This is a genomic window from Actinosynnema sp. NPDC050436, from assembly GCF_040655415.1.
GTDB lineage: Bacteria > Actinomycetota > Actinomycetes > Mycobacteriales > Pseudonocardiaceae > Actinosynnema.
The window spans coordinates 644,763-658,359 of the sequence record NZ_JBFAJV010000002.1 but is presented as its reverse complement, the minus strand read 5'-3'; the positions used below and the strand labels follow the sequence as shown (position 1 = coordinate 658,359).

Annotated in this window: 15 protein-coding genes; 6 read left to right on the top strand and 9 right to left on the bottom strand. The window is 75.2% G+C overall.

The genetic code is table 11. From position 1 onward, the window contains the following. The first annotated feature begins 26 nt into the window (after window positions 1-26). From AB0I60_RS07145 to cobJ, 3 genes are read left to right on the top strand one after another with little or no spacing between them, the layout of a single operon-like run. Window positions 27-1,034, top strand: coding sequence for a hypothetical protein (locus AB0I60_RS07145; RefSeq protein ID WP_360726441.1), 1,008 nt, complete (start codon window positions 27-29; stop codon window positions 1,032-1,034). Next, complete coding sequence (locus tag AB0I60_RS07140) at window positions 1,031-1,651, top strand: precorrin-8X methylmutase (protein WP_360726440.1); 621 nt, start codon at window positions 1,031-1,033, stop codon at window positions 1,649-1,651. Before AB0I60_RS07145 ends, AB0I60_RS07140 begins: the two co-directional genes overlap by 4 nt. Next, on the top strand, window positions 1,648-3,180 hold the full coding sequence (cobJ, locus tag AB0I60_RS07135; protein WP_360726438.1) for a precorrin-3B C(17)-methyltransferase: 1,533 nt from the start codon (window positions 1,648-1,650) through the stop codon (window positions 3,178-3,180). Before AB0I60_RS07140 ends, cobJ begins: the two co-directional genes overlap by 4 nt. A 24-nt stretch (window positions 3,181-3,204) precedes the next feature. Here cobJ and AB0I60_RS07130 read toward each other — a convergent pair whose 3' ends face one another. Genes AB0I60_RS07130 through AB0I60_RS07115 form a run of 4 tightly spaced genes read right to left on the bottom strand, consistent with a single transcriptional unit; the run spans window position 3,205 to window position 6,300 of the window. Further along, window positions 3,205-3,951, bottom strand: coding sequence for a cobalt-precorrin-6A reductase (locus tag AB0I60_RS07130; protein WP_360726436.1), 747 nt, complete (start codon window positions 3,949-3,951; stop codon window positions 3,205-3,207). Continuing rightward, a complete protein-coding gene (cobM, locus tag AB0I60_RS07125; RefSeq protein ID WP_360726434.1) occupies window positions 3,948-4,691 on the bottom strand; it encodes a precorrin-4 C(11)-methyltransferase in 744 nt (247 codons plus the stop codon). The genes AB0I60_RS07130 and cobM overlap by 4 nt, the downstream gene beginning before the upstream one ends. After that, window positions 4,688-5,911, bottom strand: coding sequence for a precorrin-6y C5,15-methyltransferase (decarboxylating) subunit CbiE (cbiE, locus tag AB0I60_RS07120; protein ID WP_360726432.1), 1,224 nt, complete (start codon window positions 5,909-5,911; stop codon window positions 4,688-4,690). The genes cobM and cbiE overlap by 4 nt, the downstream gene beginning before the upstream one ends. After that, on the bottom strand, window positions 5,908-6,300 hold the full coding sequence (locus AB0I60_RS07115) for a pyridoxamine 5'-phosphate oxidase family protein (RefSeq protein WP_360726430.1): 393 nt from the start codon (window positions 6,298-6,300) through the stop codon (window positions 5,908-5,910). The genes cbiE and AB0I60_RS07115 overlap by 4 nt, the downstream gene beginning before the upstream one ends. A gap of 172 nt (window positions 6,301-6,472) precedes the next feature. Here AB0I60_RS07115 and AB0I60_RS07110 point away from each other — a divergent pair, with 172 nt between their 5' ends. Then, complete coding sequence (locus tag AB0I60_RS07110) at window positions 6,473-7,501, top strand: hypothetical protein (RefSeq protein ID WP_360726429.1); 1,029 nt, start codon at window positions 6,473-6,475, stop codon at window positions 7,499-7,501. On the opposite strand, the gene AB0I60_RS07105 is transcribed toward AB0I60_RS07110, so the two are convergent. Continuing rightward, on the bottom strand, window positions 7,495-7,923 hold the full coding sequence (locus AB0I60_RS07105; protein ID WP_360726427.1) for a TIGR03667 family PPOX class F420-dependent oxidoreductase: 429 nt from the start codon (window positions 7,921-7,923) through the stop codon (window positions 7,495-7,497). The genes AB0I60_RS07110 and AB0I60_RS07105 overlap by 7 nt on opposite strands. A gap of 56 nt (window positions 7,924-7,979) precedes the next feature. After that, the gene (locus tag AB0I60_RS07100; protein WP_360726426.1) at window positions 7,980-9,446 is read right to left on the bottom strand and encodes an aminotransferase class V-fold PLP-dependent enzyme; all 1,467 of its coding nucleotides are present in this window, start codon (window positions 9,444-9,446) and stop codon (window positions 7,980-7,982) included. A 124-nt stretch (window positions 9,447-9,570) separates the two neighbouring features. Between AB0I60_RS07100 and trxA the strand changes: the two genes are divergently transcribed. Then, window positions 9,571-9,945 carry a thioredoxin gene (gene trxA, locus AB0I60_RS07095; RefSeq protein ID WP_360726424.1) on the top strand — a complete coding sequence of 125 codons (375 nt, stop codon included), beginning with the start codon at window positions 9,571-9,573 and terminating at the stop codon, window positions 9,943-9,945. A gap of 55 nt (window positions 9,946-10,000) precedes the next feature. Here the strand turns inward: trxA and AB0I60_RS07090 are convergent, their stop codons facing one another. Further along, entirely contained in the window at window positions 10,001-11,008 is a 1,008-nt protein-coding gene (locus AB0I60_RS07090; RefSeq protein WP_360726422.1) for a sigma-70 family RNA polymerase sigma factor, read from the bottom strand. Window positions 11,009-11,079: 71 nt separating this feature from the next. Between AB0I60_RS07090 and AB0I60_RS07085 the strand changes: the two genes are divergently transcribed. Continuing rightward, the gene (locus AB0I60_RS07085) at window positions 11,080-11,895 is read left to right on the top strand and encodes an alpha/beta hydrolase (RefSeq protein WP_360726420.1); all 816 of its coding nucleotides are present in this window, start codon (window positions 11,080-11,082) and stop codon (window positions 11,893-11,895) included. Window positions 11,896-12,161: 266 nt separating this feature from the next. Here AB0I60_RS07085 and AB0I60_RS07080 read toward each other — a convergent pair whose 3' ends face one another. Both AB0I60_RS07080 and AB0I60_RS07075 read right to left on the bottom strand, forming a co-directional pair. Continuing rightward, window positions 12,162-12,917 (bottom strand): enoyl-CoA hydratase-related protein, encoded by a 756-nt coding sequence (locus AB0I60_RS07080; RefSeq protein WP_360726418.1) that lies wholly within the window; start codon window positions 12,915-12,917, stop codon window positions 12,162-12,164. A 63-nt stretch (window positions 12,918-12,980) separates the two neighbouring features. Continuing rightward, a complete protein-coding gene (locus AB0I60_RS07075; protein WP_360726416.1) occupies window positions 12,981-13,595 on the bottom strand; it encodes a hypothetical protein in 615 nt (204 codons plus the stop codon). Window positions 13,596-13,597: the final 2 nt, after the last annotated feature.

Below are 13,597 nucleotides of genomic sequence, written 5' to 3'. Positions count from 1 at the left end.
CTATCCGGGGAGTTAGCATCCAGCCCATGCCCCAGGACCGCGAACGCCCCGACGCCTGCCCCGGCGCGGTCGACGTGCACCGGGCCGCCGACGGCGGGCTGGCCCGCGTCCGGGTGCCCGGCGGCACGCTGACCGCCGCGCGGTTCGACGTCGTCCGGCAGGCCGCGCTGGAGCTGGGCGACGGCTGGATCGAGCTGACCTCACGGGCGAACTTGCAGATCAGGGGCCTCGCACCGGGTGCAGAGCACGAGTTGGGCGCACGCCTGCGGGACGCGGGCCTGCTGCCCTCGGCGACCCACGAGCGGATGCGCAACACCGTCGCCGCGCCGCTGGAGGACAACCAGGACCTGGTGGACGCCGTGGACGCCGCGTTGTGCCGGGTTCCCGAACTGGCCGAACTCCCCGGCCGGTTCCTGGTCACGGTGGGTGAGTCGGTGAGCGGGCTGGGCGGCGACATCGGCCTGGTGGGTGACGCGCTGTTCCTCGCCGGCCGCGATTCGGGACTGCGCGTGACCGACCCGGTGGCCGCCGTGGTCGCGGCGGCGCGCGAGTTCCAGGCCGTCCGGGGCACCGCGTGGCGTTTGTCCGAAGTGGACGGCGGTGTGCGGAAGATCACCGCCGCCCTGGGCCGACCCGGACCGGACCGCATCGCCCCCGCTGTGATCCCGGTCGCACCCGGCCCGCACGGCGACCGCCTGGTGGCGGGCGTGCCGCTGGGCCGGTTGGACGCGCGGCTGCTGGCCGGGACCCCGGTGCGGGTCACCCCGTGGCGCAGCCTCGTCCTCCCGGCGGGCGCGGACGCGTCGGGCCTGTTCACCGACCCCGCGTCGCCCTGGCACGGGGTCACCGCGTGCGCCGGACGGCCCGGCTGCGCGAAATCGCTGACCGACGTCCGCGCGGACGTGGTCCGCTGGATCAACACCCCGCACCGGGGCCGGGTGCACTGGTCGGGCTGCGCCCGGCGGTGCGGGCGGCCACCGGGCGACGTGGTGGAGTTCGTCGCCACCGGCGACGGGTACGAGGAGATCAGGTGACCAGCTACATCAAGGACGGCGCGGAGATCTACCGCCGGTCCTTCGCCACCATCCGCGCCGAGGCCGACCTGTCGGGCCTGCCGGCGGACGTCGCGCGGGTCGCGGTGCGGATGATCCACGCGTGCGGGATGGTCGACCTGGTCGACGACATCGGCTACTCGCCGGGGGTCGTGGCCGCCGCCCGGCGGGCGCTGCTGGCCGGGGCCCCGGTGCTGTGCGACGCGCAGATGGTCGCCTCCGGCGTGACCCGGCGCAGGCTGCCCGCCGACAACGAGGTGCTGTGCCTGCTCGGCGACCCCCGGGTGCCCGGTCTGGCGCGCGAGCTGGGCACCACCCGCAGCGCCGCCGCGCTGGAGCTGTGGGGCGACCGGCTGGGCGGCGCGGTGGTCGCCGTCGGCAACGCCCCGACCGCCCTGTTCCACCTGCTCGACCTCATCGCCTCGGGAGCGCCGGCGCCGGCCGCCGTGCTCGGCATCCCGGTCGGGTTCATCGGGGCGGCGGAGTCCAAGGAGGCGCTCGCGGAGAGCGGGCTGGAGCACCTGGTCGTGCGCGGCCGGCGCGGGGGCAGCGCCGTGGTCGCCGCGGCCGTCAACGCGATCGCGAGCGAGGAAGAATGACCGGCAGGCTGTACGGCGTCGGGGTCGGTCCGGGCGACCCGGAGCTGGTGACCGTCAAGGCCGCCCGGCTGATCGGCGAAGCCGACGTCGTGGTCTTCCACAGCGCCCGGCACGGCCGCAGCGTCGCGCGCCGGATCGCCGAGCCCTACCTGCGCGGCGACCAGGTGGAGGAGCAGCTCGTCTACCCGGTGACCACCGAGGACTCCGACGACTACCAGGGCGAGATCGACGCGTTCTACGCCGAGTGCGCCGCGCGGCTGGCCGCGCACCTGGACGCCGGGCGGACCGTCGTGGTGCTGGCCGCCGGCGACCCGTTCTTCTACGGCTCCTACATGCACCTGCACAAGCGCCTGGCGGACCGGTACCCGGTCGAGGTGGTCCCCGGTGTCACGTCGGTCAGCGCCGGGTCGGCGGTGATCGGCAGGCCGCTGGTGGAGCGGGACGAGGTGCTCACCGTGCTGCCGGGCACCCTGCCGGTGGACGCCCTGACCGACCACCTGGCCGGCGGCGACCCGGTGGCGGTGGTGAAGCTGGGCCGGACGTTCCCGGCGGTGCGCGAGGCGCTGGAGCGCTCGGGCCGGCTGGACGAGGCGTGGTACGTGGAGCGCGCCACGACCGGCGGCCAGCGCACCGCGCCGCTGGCCGACGTCGACCCGGACGCGGTCCCGTACTTCTCGCTGGCCCTGCTGCCCAGCAAGGCCACCCCCGCCGGTCCCCCGCCCGACGCCGGCGCGGGTGCGGTCGTCGCCCCCGCCGTGGCGGGTGGGGCCGGTGCCGCCCCACCCGCCACGGGCCCGGGTGAGGTCGTCGTCGTGGGCCTGGGACCCGCCGGGCCCGAGTGGCTCACGCCCGAGGCTCGGCAGGCGCTGGCCGGGGCGGAGGACCTGGTCGGGTACGTCACCTACCTGAACCGGGTCGCCGACCGCCCGGGGCAGCGCAAGCACGCGTCGGACAACAAGGTCGAGTCCGAGCGCGCCGCGTTCGCGCTCGACCTGGCCAAGCGCGGTCGGAAGGTCGCGGTGGTCTCCTCCGGCGACCCCGGCGTGTTCGCCATGGCCAGCGCGGTGCTGGAGGTGGCCGCCGAGGAGCAGTTCGCGGACGTCCCGGTGCGGGTGCTGCCCGGCCTGACCGCCGCGCACGCCGTGGCCGCCCGGTCCGGTGCGCCGCTGGGCCACGACTACTGCGTGCTCTCGCTGTCCGACCGGCTCAAGCCGTGGGAGGTCATCGCGGAGCGCCTGGAGGCCGCCGCCCGCGCCGACCTCGTGCTGGCGATCTACAACCCGGCCTCGCGCAGCCGTCGGTGGCAGGTCGAGTCCGCCCGGGACCTGTTGCTGCGCCACCGCTCGCCGGACACGCCCGTGGTCGTCGGCCGGGACGTCGGCGGCCCCGAGGAGACCGTCCGGGTGGTGCGGCTGGCCGACCTCGACCCGGAGGCGGTCGACATGCGGTGCCTGCTGATCGTCGGCTCCTCGCAGACCCTGACCACCGACCGGGGCACGGTGTTCACGCCCCGCCGCTACCCGTCGTGAACCGGGCAGCCGCCGGTCCGGCGCTCAGCCCGCGCCGCCGCCCGTCGTGAGCCACGCGAGCGCCGCGTCCACCGTCGTCACGGTCGGCGCGGCGGGCGCGGGCGGGCGGCGGACGACGACGACGGGCAGGCCGAGGGCGCGCGCGGCGTCCAGCTTGGCCGCCGTCATGCCGCCGCCGCTGTCCTTGGTCACCAGCACCTCCACCGCGTGCCGGCGCATCAGCGCCAGCTCACCGTCCACTGTGTACGGTCCGCGGTCGAGCACCAGGTCCAGCGCGGTCGCCTCGGCCGGCGGGTCGACCGTCCGCGCCACGCCCGAGGCGAACGCGCCCAGCCCGTCCCGCCCGGACGTCACGAACGCCCGCCGGTCGCCGACCACCCGCGCCGCCTCGGCGATGGAGTCGACCCACGTCCAGCGGTCGCCCGCGCGCTCGGTCCACCCCGGCCGGCGCAGCACCAGGAACGGCACACCGGTCTGCGCCACGGCGGCGAGCGCGTTGGCCGTGATCCGGTCGGCGAACGGGTGGGTGGCGTCGACCACGGCGTCCACCCGCTCGGCCCGCAGGTAGGCGACCAGCCCGGCGACGCCGCCGAACCCGCCGACCCGCACCTCCCCCTCCGGCAGCCTGGGCGACGCGACCCGGCCGGCCAGCGACGACACCACCCGGGCCCGGGACACCGCGCGCCGGGCCAGCTCCCGCGCCTCGCCCGTGCCCCCGAGCACCAGCACCGTCCGCACCCCGGCGGGGGCCGGGTCCCGGCCGGCGGTCACGGGCGGCACCGGGCGGTCGAGTACAGGTGGCTGTCGACGAAGCCCTCGGCGGCCAGCACCGCGCCCACGACGATCACCGCCGTCCGCTTGACCCCGGCGTCCGCCACCTGCCCGGCGATCGTCGCCAGCGTGCCGCGCAGCACCAGCTCGTCGGGCCGGCTCGCGCGCGCGACGACCGCCGCCGGGCACTCCGGCCCGTAGTTCGGCAGCAGTTCCGCGACCACCTCGGCGATCCGCTGCACGGCCAGGTGGAGCACGACCGTGGCCCGCGACCGGCCCAGGGTCGCCAGGTCCTCGCCGGGCGGCATCGGGGTGGCGCGGGCCGACGTCCGGGTCAGCACCACCGTCTGGCCGACGCCCGGCACGGTCAGCTCGCGCTTGAGCGCCGCCGCCGCCGCCGCGAACGCCGGCACGCCGGGCGTCACGTCGTAGGGGATGCCCAGGGCGTCCAGCCGGCGCATCTGCTCGGCCATCGCGCTGTACACGGACGGGTCGCCGGAGTGCAGCCGCGCCACGTCCCGCCCGGCCCCGTGCGCCGCCGCCAACTCCCCGGTGATCCGGTCGAGGTCCAGGTTCGCGGTGTCCACCAGCCGGGCACCGGGCGGGCAGTGCCGCAGCACCTCGGTGGGCACCAGCGCACCCGCGTACAGGCAGACCGGCGAGGACTCCAGCAGACGCACGGCGCGCAGCGTCAGCAGGTCGGCCGCACCGGGCCCCGCGCCGATGAAGTGGACGGTCACTGGTCCTCCTTGGTCAGGGCCCACACGGTCACGGGCATCTGCGGTCGCCACCCGGTGAAGCCGCCCACGGGCGTGTCGCGGCTGACCGAGAGCCTGGTCAGCGACCCGCCGAGGGCCGCGTGCCACCGCGCGAGCACGGCCTCGGACTCCACCGTCACCGCGTTGGCCACCAGCCTGCCACCGGGCCGCAGCGCCGCCAGGCACCGCTCCACGACACCGTCCGCCGTCAGGCCGCCGCCGACGAACACCGCGTCGGGCGGCTCGAAGTCGAGCACCGCCGGGCTCTCCCCCAGCACCACCCGCACCCCGGGCACGCCCAGCGCGTGGGCGTTGCGGGCGATCCGCCCGGCCCGCACCGGGTCGCGCTCCACCGCGATCGCCCGGCACGCCGGGTGCGCCCGCGACCACTCGACGGCGATGCTTCCCGACCCCGCGCCGACGTCCCACAGCAGCTCGCCGGGCCGGGGCGCGAGCAGCGCCAGCACGACCGCGCGCACCTCCCGCTTGGTGAGCTGTCCGTCGTGCTCGTAGGCGTCGTCGGGCAGGCCGGGCACCAGCGGAAACCCGCCGTCGGCGCACTCGACCGCCAGGACGTGCAGCGGGTCGGCGGCGGCCACGTCGTGGTGCACCCGCTCGGCCGGCCCGCCCAACTGCTCCAGCACGGTCACCCGGGCGTCGCCGACCAGCGCGGCCACCTCGGCGGCGGCACCGCCCAGCACGAGCACCCGGCGGCCGGGGTGCAGGTGCGGCACCACCAGCGCGGCGGGCCGGCCGACCAGGCTGACCACGGCCACCGAGTCCAGCGCCCACCCCAGCCGGGCGCACGCGAGCGACACCGAGGACGGGTGCGGCAGGACGCGCACGGCGTCCGCGCCCAGCAGCCGCACGAGCGTGGTCCCGATGCCGTGGAACATCGGGTCGCCACTGGCCAGCACGCACACCCGGCGCGCGCGGTGCGCCTCCAGCAGGCCGGGCAGCGCCGGCACCAACGGCGAGGGCCACACCACCCGCTCGACACCCGCGACCCGACCGCCCCCGGCCGGTCGCCGGTCGCCGGTCGCCGGCCCGTCGAGCGGCGGGGCTTCGAGCGGCGGGGCTTCGGGTACCAGGGCCAGTTGGCGGGCGCCGCCCATCAGCACCTCCGCCGTGGCGATCGCGTGGCGCGACGCGGGCGGCAGGCCGTCCCAGCCGTCCGCGCCGATGCCGACGACGGTGATCACACCGAGCCCAGCACGCGCGTCACCGCGATCTCGATCACGACCCGCTCCGGGTTGGGGCGCGGCTGCCGGTAGCGCTCGGCGTACCGGCGCACGGCGTCCTCGACCTCCTCGGCGGACTGCCGCACGAACGCCCGCCCCTCCAACGTCGACCAGCGCGCACCGTCCACTTGGCACACCGCGACCAGCGCGCCCCCGTCACCGGCGGCCAGCACGTTGCGGACCTTGCGGGAGCCGCGCGAGGCGATGACGCGGGCGGTCGCCGTCCCGACGTCGAGCGTGACGCCGACCGGCACCACGTGCGGGGCGCCGTTCGGGCGCGGGGTGGTCAGGCTGCACAGGTGGTACTCCGTCCAGAACGTCCGGAAGTCCTCGCCCTTGGTCGACAACATGGGTGCATCATGCGGCACGACCGCGCTATGGTCGAAAACGTGATGCGTCGATTCAGCCGCCCCCGGCCGGGAGACCCGGCCACTCGGGGCGTGCGCTAGGCGCGGTCCCGGTGGCGGACCGGCTCGGGGGACGACCCGACAGCCGACCCGCCTCCCGGAAGGACCACCCGCGATGCCACGCGACCTCACCGACCCCGCGCAGGGGCCGCACGCCATGCAGCTCGTCCTGGACGAGATCCTCGCCGCCGCACCCGCCGCCGAGTTGCGGGTGATCCGCGAGCACCCCGACGTCAGCGTCGAGGACAACTACACGAACCTCGGCTACCCGCCGGACGCGGTCACCCGGGACGCCCGCTACACCCGGTACACCACCCGGGGGCGGATGCTGCGCAGCCACACCACCGCCATGGTCCCGCCCGCGCTGCGCCTGCTGGGCTCCCGGGAGTGGGACGACGTGCTGCTGGCGTGCGTCGGCGTGGTCTACCGGAGGGACGCGGTGGACCGGGTGCACTCCGGCACGCCGCACCAGCTCGACCTGTGGCGGATCTCCCACCACCGCGCCGACCTGGACGAGCTGGTCGACGCCGTGATCACCGCCGCCGTGCCCGGCGCGCGGTACCGCACGACGCCCGCCGAGCACCCGTACACCACCGGCGGGCGGCAGGTCGACGTGCTGGTGGACGGCGAGTGGCTGGAGGTCGCCGAGGGCGGCGTCGCCGCGCGGCACGTGCTGCGGCGCGCGTGGCTGCCCGACGACGTGCACGGCCTCGCGCTGGGCCTGGGCCTGGACCGGTTGCTGATGGTGCGCAAGGCGATCCCGGACATCCGGCTGCTGTCGTCGGACGACCCCCGCGTGGTGGCGCAGATGGGCGACCTCGCGCCGTACCGGCCGGTGTCCCGGCACCCGGCGGTCGCGCGGGACGTGTCCGTGGCGGTGGGGCCGGAGCAGGACGCCGAGACCATCGGCGACGTCGTCCGCCGGACCGTCGGGGACCTGGTGGAGGAGGTGGTGGTGCTGGACGAGACCCCGGTCGACGCGCTGCCGCCGGCCGCCGTCGCCCGGCTCGGCGCGCAGCCGGGGCAGAAGAACGTGCTGCTGCGGCTGGTGCTGCGGCACCCGACCCGGACGCTCACCGCCGCCGAGGCCAACGCGGCCCGCGACGCCGTGTACGCCGCGGTCCACGAAGGGGTCGTTCAGTGACCGCGCAGGCGTTCCGGGTGGAAGACCAGGGGCACGCTGTAGAGGTCGGAGAACGTCCGGTGCTCGCCGAAGGTCTCGGCGGAGAGCGCGCCGTACTTGGCGGTGAACGCCTCGTGCAGGTGCGCCGCCGGGATGCCGTCCTCGCGGGTGAGCGTCCCGGTCAGCACCAGGACCTCCTTGCCCAGGCCCTCGTCGTTGAGGTTGACCGACGTGCGGGGGTTGGCCTGGAGCCGGTCGAGCCGCTTGGCGTCGGGCCTGCTGTAGAACAGGATCGCGTCGTCCTCCCAGAGGAACCACACCGGGGCGGGCTGCGGCGTGCCCGCCCGGTCGACCGACGTGACCCAGGCGATCATGTCCTCGCGCAGCTTGCGGGCGACCCGGGCACCGAACTCCGTCGAGGGATCAGGCAGGGCGAAGGTCATGCTGTCATCTCCAGTCGTCGGCTGGTCGACTCCTGGCAACGCGGTGGCGCACACCACTATTCCGACCCCGAAGTGCCCCCCGAAGCCCCTCCCGGTGCCGGGCGGGGGCGGATCTCGTTGAGGTAGTTGTAGATCGTGAACCGGGTGACGCCGAGGGCGGCGGCCACGTGCCCGACCGAGTCGCGGACCTGGAAGAGGCCGGCGTCGTCGAGGTACCGGACGACCCGGGCCTTGTGCGCCTTCCGCATCAACTCGACCGGAACGCCGACCTCGGCCAAGGCCCGTTCGACCAGCATCCGCCGGTAGGTGCCCACATCGGGCGGGAGCACGCCGGGCACCGGGGCGCTCGGGACGGGAGCGGCCGGCGCGGGAGCGGCCGGCGCAGAAGCCACCGGTGCGGGAGCGGCCGGCGCGGGGGCCGGGCTCCGGTGCTGTGCGGGGTGGGTGGTGCGGAGGGTTTCGGCGACGAGGGCGATCGTCTCGGCGGTGGTCGAGGCGTGGGGTGAGAGGCGGACGTGGTCGGCCCTGGTCGTCGCCGTGACGCCGGCCCTCGCCAACGCCGCGCCCACCACCGCCGAGGGCGCGTCGGGCAGCCTGAACGCCAGGATTCCCGCGCTCCGCCGCCGGTCGGACACCACCGTGCCGCCCGCCGCGTGCACCGCCTCCGCCAACTCGGCGATCCGCTGGACAATCCTCGCGTTCAACGCCGGCACACCCGCCGACTCGACCAGTTCCACCGCCGCCGCGAGCGCGCCGGCCGCCACGGGACTGAGGTGGGTGAGCGACCACGCGGTCGCATCCGGGGACGGTGGACGCAAGGAATCGTTGAACAATCCTCCGTCGATCGCACCCGTCCAGCCGGAGAGCGTGGGCCTAACCCGCTCCAGCGCCCGGTCGGACAGCACCGCGAACCCGGTCGACCACCCCGCCCGCAGCCACTTCTGCCCGCCGGCCACCACGACGTCCGCCGCCGCCCACGGCTCGTCCACCACGCCGAAGCCCTGGATGGCGTCCACGACCAGCACCCGGTCGCCGATCACGTCCCGCAGCGCGCCCAGGTCGGCCCGGTACCCGGTGCGGAAGTCGACCGCGCTCACCGACACCGCCGTCACCCCCGGCGTCAGCGCCGCCCGCACCACCTCCGGCGTCACCGGCCCGGGGTCCAGCCAGCGCACCCGCGCCCGGCTGCCGCGCACCCACGGGTAGGTGTTCGCGGGGAACTCGCCCCGCGCCACCAGCACCTCCCCGACCAGCCCCGACGCCGCCTGGAACAAGCCGGTGCTCGTGTTCGGCAGCAGCGCCACGCGGTCGGCACCCGCGCCGGCCAGCCGCGCCACCGCCGACCGCGCCCTCAGGTCCTGCCGCATCAGGTCGTCCACCGTGGACTGCCCGGCCTGCGCGGACCGCTCCAGCAACCGGGTCGTCTCCGCCACGACGGCGTGCACGGGCGGCCCGTACCGGGCGAAGTCCAGGTACCCGACCGGCTCGCGGCACTCCACCAGGTACGACTCCGGGACGCTCACGCCACCCGAAGCTACAACGCCCGGTTGAACCCTTCAACAGCCCGTTGAACGGAATTCGCGGGGTGTCCCGTTCGTTGGACCGGGTAACCGGGGCGGGAACGCCCACGCAGAGCGAGGAGAACGCATGGCCACGGTGGAGCTGACCACGGAGAACTTCGACGAGGTGGTCGGCGGATCCGACATGGTGCTGGTCGACTTCTGGGCGGCGTGGTGCGGTCCGTGCCGCCAGTTCGCGCCGACCTACGAGAAGTCCGCCGAGAAGCACCCGGACATCGTGTTCGGCAAGGTCGACACCGAGGACCAGCAGCAGCTCGCGGCGGCCTTCCAGATCCGCTCGATCCCGACGTTGATGATCGTGCGCGACGGCGTCGTCCTCTACTCGCAGCCCGGCGCGCTGCCGGAGTCGGCGCTGGAGGACCTGATCGACCAGGCGCGCAAGGTCGACATGGAGGACGTGCGCAAGCAGGTCGCCGACGAGCAGGCCGACCAGCAGTCCTGACACCGGCGCGCGCGACGGGGGGCGGAGCGGTCCGCCCCCCGTCCGCGTCCCGGGGTCACGGCAGGGACGCGGGCAGGTCCAGTCGGGTGAAGTGCTCCACCCCCTGGAACGACGTGACGCCGGCGATCAGCCCGTCGCGCAGGTCCAGCACGTTCACCGCCCACGCCGCGTGCACGCCCGCCGCCTCGTCCCACAGGTAGCAGGCCACCGCCGGCTGGGCGTTCGCGCTGGTCGGCAGGTGCCGCCACGACCCGCACCGGAACGGCACGGCGCGCACGAAGTCCATGACCGGCGACCGCCCCGCGTACCAGGAGGGCAGCGGCGGCATCGACCAGGTCACGTCCTCGGTCAGCAGCGCGACCATGGTGTCGGCGTCGCCGCGCTCCAGCGCCGTGGCGAACCCGGACACGACCTCGCGCAGCCGCGCGTCGTCGATCATCCGCAGGGTCTGCTGCTGGGTCGCCGCCGGCACCTTCTCCGCGACGATCCGCCGCGCCCGCGCGAGCGCCGAGTTCACCGAGGTCGCCGTCGTGTTCATGATGTCGGCGATCTCCGCGACCGCGAACCCGAGCACCTCGAACAGCACGAGCGCGGCCCGCTGGTTGCCGGGCAGGTGCTGGAGGGCCGCGACGAACGCCAGCTCCACCGCCTCGCGCTGCTCGTAGCGCGCTCCCGGACCGCTCAGCCCGGCGTCCGGGTACGGCCCGAGCCACGCCACGTCGGTCAGCGCCGCGTCGGCGAGCACGGCGTGGTCGCTCGCCGGCCCGAGGTCGACCGGCAGCGCGCGCCGCCCCCGGCGCTGCACGACGTCCAGGCAGGTCCGGGTGGCCACCGAGTACAGCCAGGACCGCAGCGAGCTGCGCCCCTCGAACCCGGCGAGCCCCCGCCACGCCCGCAGCAGGGCGTCCTGGAGGGCGTCGTCTGCGTCGTGCGCCGACCCCAGCATCCGGTAGCAGTGCGCGTGCAGCTCGCGCCGCAGCGGCTCCACCAAACGGGTGAACGCGTCGTCGTCGCCCGCGCGCGCCCGGTCCAGGTCGGGACCGGCGGGAAAAACTTTGCTCACGAGCGACGATTCTGCACCTCCGCAGGAGTCACCTACCTCCGAACGGATCACACCGCAGAGCTGGAGGACCCATGACCACCGCCACCACCGACTCGCTCCGGGTCGAGGACGCCTCACTGCACTACGAGCTGCGCGGCAGCGGCCCGCTGGTGGTGCTGGTCGGCGCACCGATGGACGCGCGGGCGTTCGAGCCGCTCGCCGACCTGCTGGCCGTCGACCACACCGTGCTCACCACGGACCCGCGCGGGATCAACCGCAGCACGGTGGACGACCGCGAGCGGGACTCCACCCCGGAGCAGCGCGCCGACGACCTGCACCGGCTGATCCGGCACGTCGACGCCGGCCCGGCGGCGGTGCTCGGCTCCAGCGGCGGCGCGGTGAGCGTGCCGGCGCTGGTGCAGGCGCACCCCGAGGTGGTGCACACCGCGATCGCCCACGAGCCGCCGCTCTGCGAGCTGCTGGAGGACCGCGCGGAGCTGCGCGTCAAGACGGAGCACGTCATCGCCGCGCAGGCTGCCGGCGATCGGGTGGGCGCGTTCCGGGAGTTCCTGGCGATGGCGAACATCTTCCTGCCCGACGAGGTCGTCCAGCAGGTGGTGGGCGGCGAGCGGCCGGCGCAGGACCTCGCCGACGAGGACTTCCAGTACCAGCGGATGCTGCGGCGCACCAGCCAGTGGCTGCCCGACCTGGACGCCCTGCGCGCCGCGCCGACCCGGCTGCTGATCGGCCTGGGCGAGGACTCCGCCGGCCAGTTGTGCGACCGCGCGTCCCGCGCGCTGACCTCGGCGCTGGGCACCGCGCCGACCCTGTTCCCCGGCGGTCACACCGGCTTCGCCGACGACGCGGCGGCGTTCGAGCCCCGGCTGCGGGAGGTGCTGCGGGGGTGACGCCCGAGGGTGTATGAGGGGGCCGCCGGCGGCAGGTGGGTCCACCCGTCCTCTGCTTCCGGCGTCACGGCGGGTGCCGTGCCGGTGAAACCCGGTAGGTCCTGCTCTCAACTACGGGTAGGCCGGCGGCCCCTCGCTCCGGGGATTACCCCGAACAGCCGCAGGTACACACGTGGCCCCGAAACGGTTCCGACCCGCCGGCCCGGGTACCCGACCAGGATGGACACTCGTCGCGTACCCGGGAAACGGTGCCACCACGGGCTTTCTCAGAAGTCCGGCGGGCGCTTCTCCAGGAACGCCGCGACGCCTTCCGCGTACTCCGGGCTGTGCACGGCCTCGTCGTAGAGCGCCCGCACGGCGTCGTCGTCCTCGTGCTGCCCGTCGGTGATCCGGTCCACGATCGACTTGGCGCCGCGCACGCTGACCTGCGCCCGTGACGCGATCACCCCGGACAGCTCGCGGACGCGGGCGTCCACGTCGGCGTGCACCTCGTTCACCAACCCGATCCGCAGGGCGGTCGCCGCGTCGAGGATCTCGCCGCCGAACAGGATCTGCTTGGCCCACGCGGGTCCGACGACGTCGACCAGGCGCTTGGTGGACGTGAGGTTGTAGACGATGCCGAGCTTCGCGGGCGTGATGCCGAACCGGGCGGTGTCCGAGGCGATCCGCAGGTCGCAGGCGAGCGCGATCTCGCACCCGCCGCCGATGCAGAACCCGGTGATCGCGGCGATGGTCGGCTTGCCGAGCGCGGCGATCGCGCGCTCGCCGGCGTGCACCGCCTCGTGGTAGCGGGCCGCGCCGTCCGCCCCGCTGCGCAACGTCGAGAACTCGCTGATGTCGGCACCCGCCGAGAAGTGCTCGCCGCCCCGGACCACCAGCACCCGCACGTCGGGCGCGTCCCCGACCCGCGCCAGCAACCCGGGCAGCGCCGACCACATGGCGTGGCTCATGGCGTTGCGCTTGGCGGGTCGGTCGATGGTCAGCGTGGCCACCGGGCCGGACAGGTCCAGTCTGAGCGTCATCACCGGAGGGTAGGGGGCAGCCGCCGCGCGCGGGCCGTGAGCGCCCTCACGCCGGCCGCGACCTCAGGTGAGCCACCAGAACGTCGAGCCGCCCACCACCAGGCCCATCACGACGCCGCCCACCACCTGCGCCACCGTGTGGTCGCCCAGCGCCACCCGGGACCACCCGACCAGGGCGACGGCGGGCAGGAACACCAGCGTCCACGGCCCGAACGTCACCAGCAGCACGGCCAGCGCGCCCGCCGCGACGGCGGTGTGCACGGAGATCTTCCAGCCGCGCCCGCCGGGCACCGGGGCGACGAACGTGATGGCGATGCTGACCACCAGGCTGAGGAACATCGCCAGCGCGAGCGCCACCATCCGGTGCGGCGCGTCGCCCAGCACCAGGGCCGCGATGCCTGCACCCAGCGACACCACGCAGGTGAACAGCGGCACCAGGCGGCCTTCGCGGTTGGTCACGTGGTGGCCCTGCCACCGCCCGCGCCGCGCTCCCCGCACCACCACCAGCATCGGGATCACCGACCCGGTCACGCCGACCACCAGGCCCCACACCACGGTCGGCAGCACGCTGCGCGTCGCGTGCCAGGCGACCAGCACCGGCAGGCTCAGCACGAGCACCCACGGGGCGAGGAGTTCCGTCACCAGGCGGGCGAGCACCGGCTGCGTCTGAGTGGCCATCA

What these genes read in the sequence shown, in the direction of transcription:
- AB0I60_RS07145 (WP_360726441.1), top strand. Translation starts at nt 27, where the DNA reads ATGCCCCAGGACCGCGAACGCCCCGACGCCTGCCCCGGCGCGGTCGAC.
- cobJ (WP_360726438.1), top strand. Translation starts at nt 1,648, where the DNA reads ATGACCGGCAGGCTGTACGGCGTCGGGGTCGGTCCGGGCGACCCGGAG.
- AB0I60_RS07115 (WP_360726430.1), bottom strand. Translation starts at nt 6,300, where the DNA reads ATGTTGTCGACCAAGGGCGAGGACTTCCGGACGTTCTGGACGGAGTAC.
- AB0I60_RS07110 (WP_360726429.1), top strand. Translation starts at nt 6,473, where the DNA reads ATGCCACGCGACCTCACCGACCCCGCGCAGGGGCCGCACGCCATGCAG.
- AB0I60_RS07105 (WP_360726427.1), bottom strand. Translation starts at nt 7,923, where the DNA reads ATGACCTTCGCCCTGCCTGATCCCTCGACGGAGTTCGGTGCCCGGGTC.
- trxA (WP_360726424.1), top strand. Translation starts at nt 9,571, where the DNA reads ATGGCCACGGTGGAGCTGACCACGGAGAACTTCGACGAGGTGGTCGGC.
- AB0I60_RS07085 (WP_360726420.1), top strand. Translation starts at nt 11,080, where the DNA reads ATGACCACCGCCACCACCGACTCGCTCCGGGTCGAGGACGCCTCACTG.
- AB0I60_RS07080 (WP_360726418.1), bottom strand. Translation starts at nt 12,917, where the DNA reads ATGACGCTCAGACTGGACCTGTCCGGCCCGGTGGCCACGCTGACCATC.
- AB0I60_RS07075 (WP_360726416.1), bottom strand. Translation starts at nt 13,595, where the DNA reads ATGGCCACTCAGACGCAGCCGGTGCTCGCCCGCCTGGTGACGGAACTC.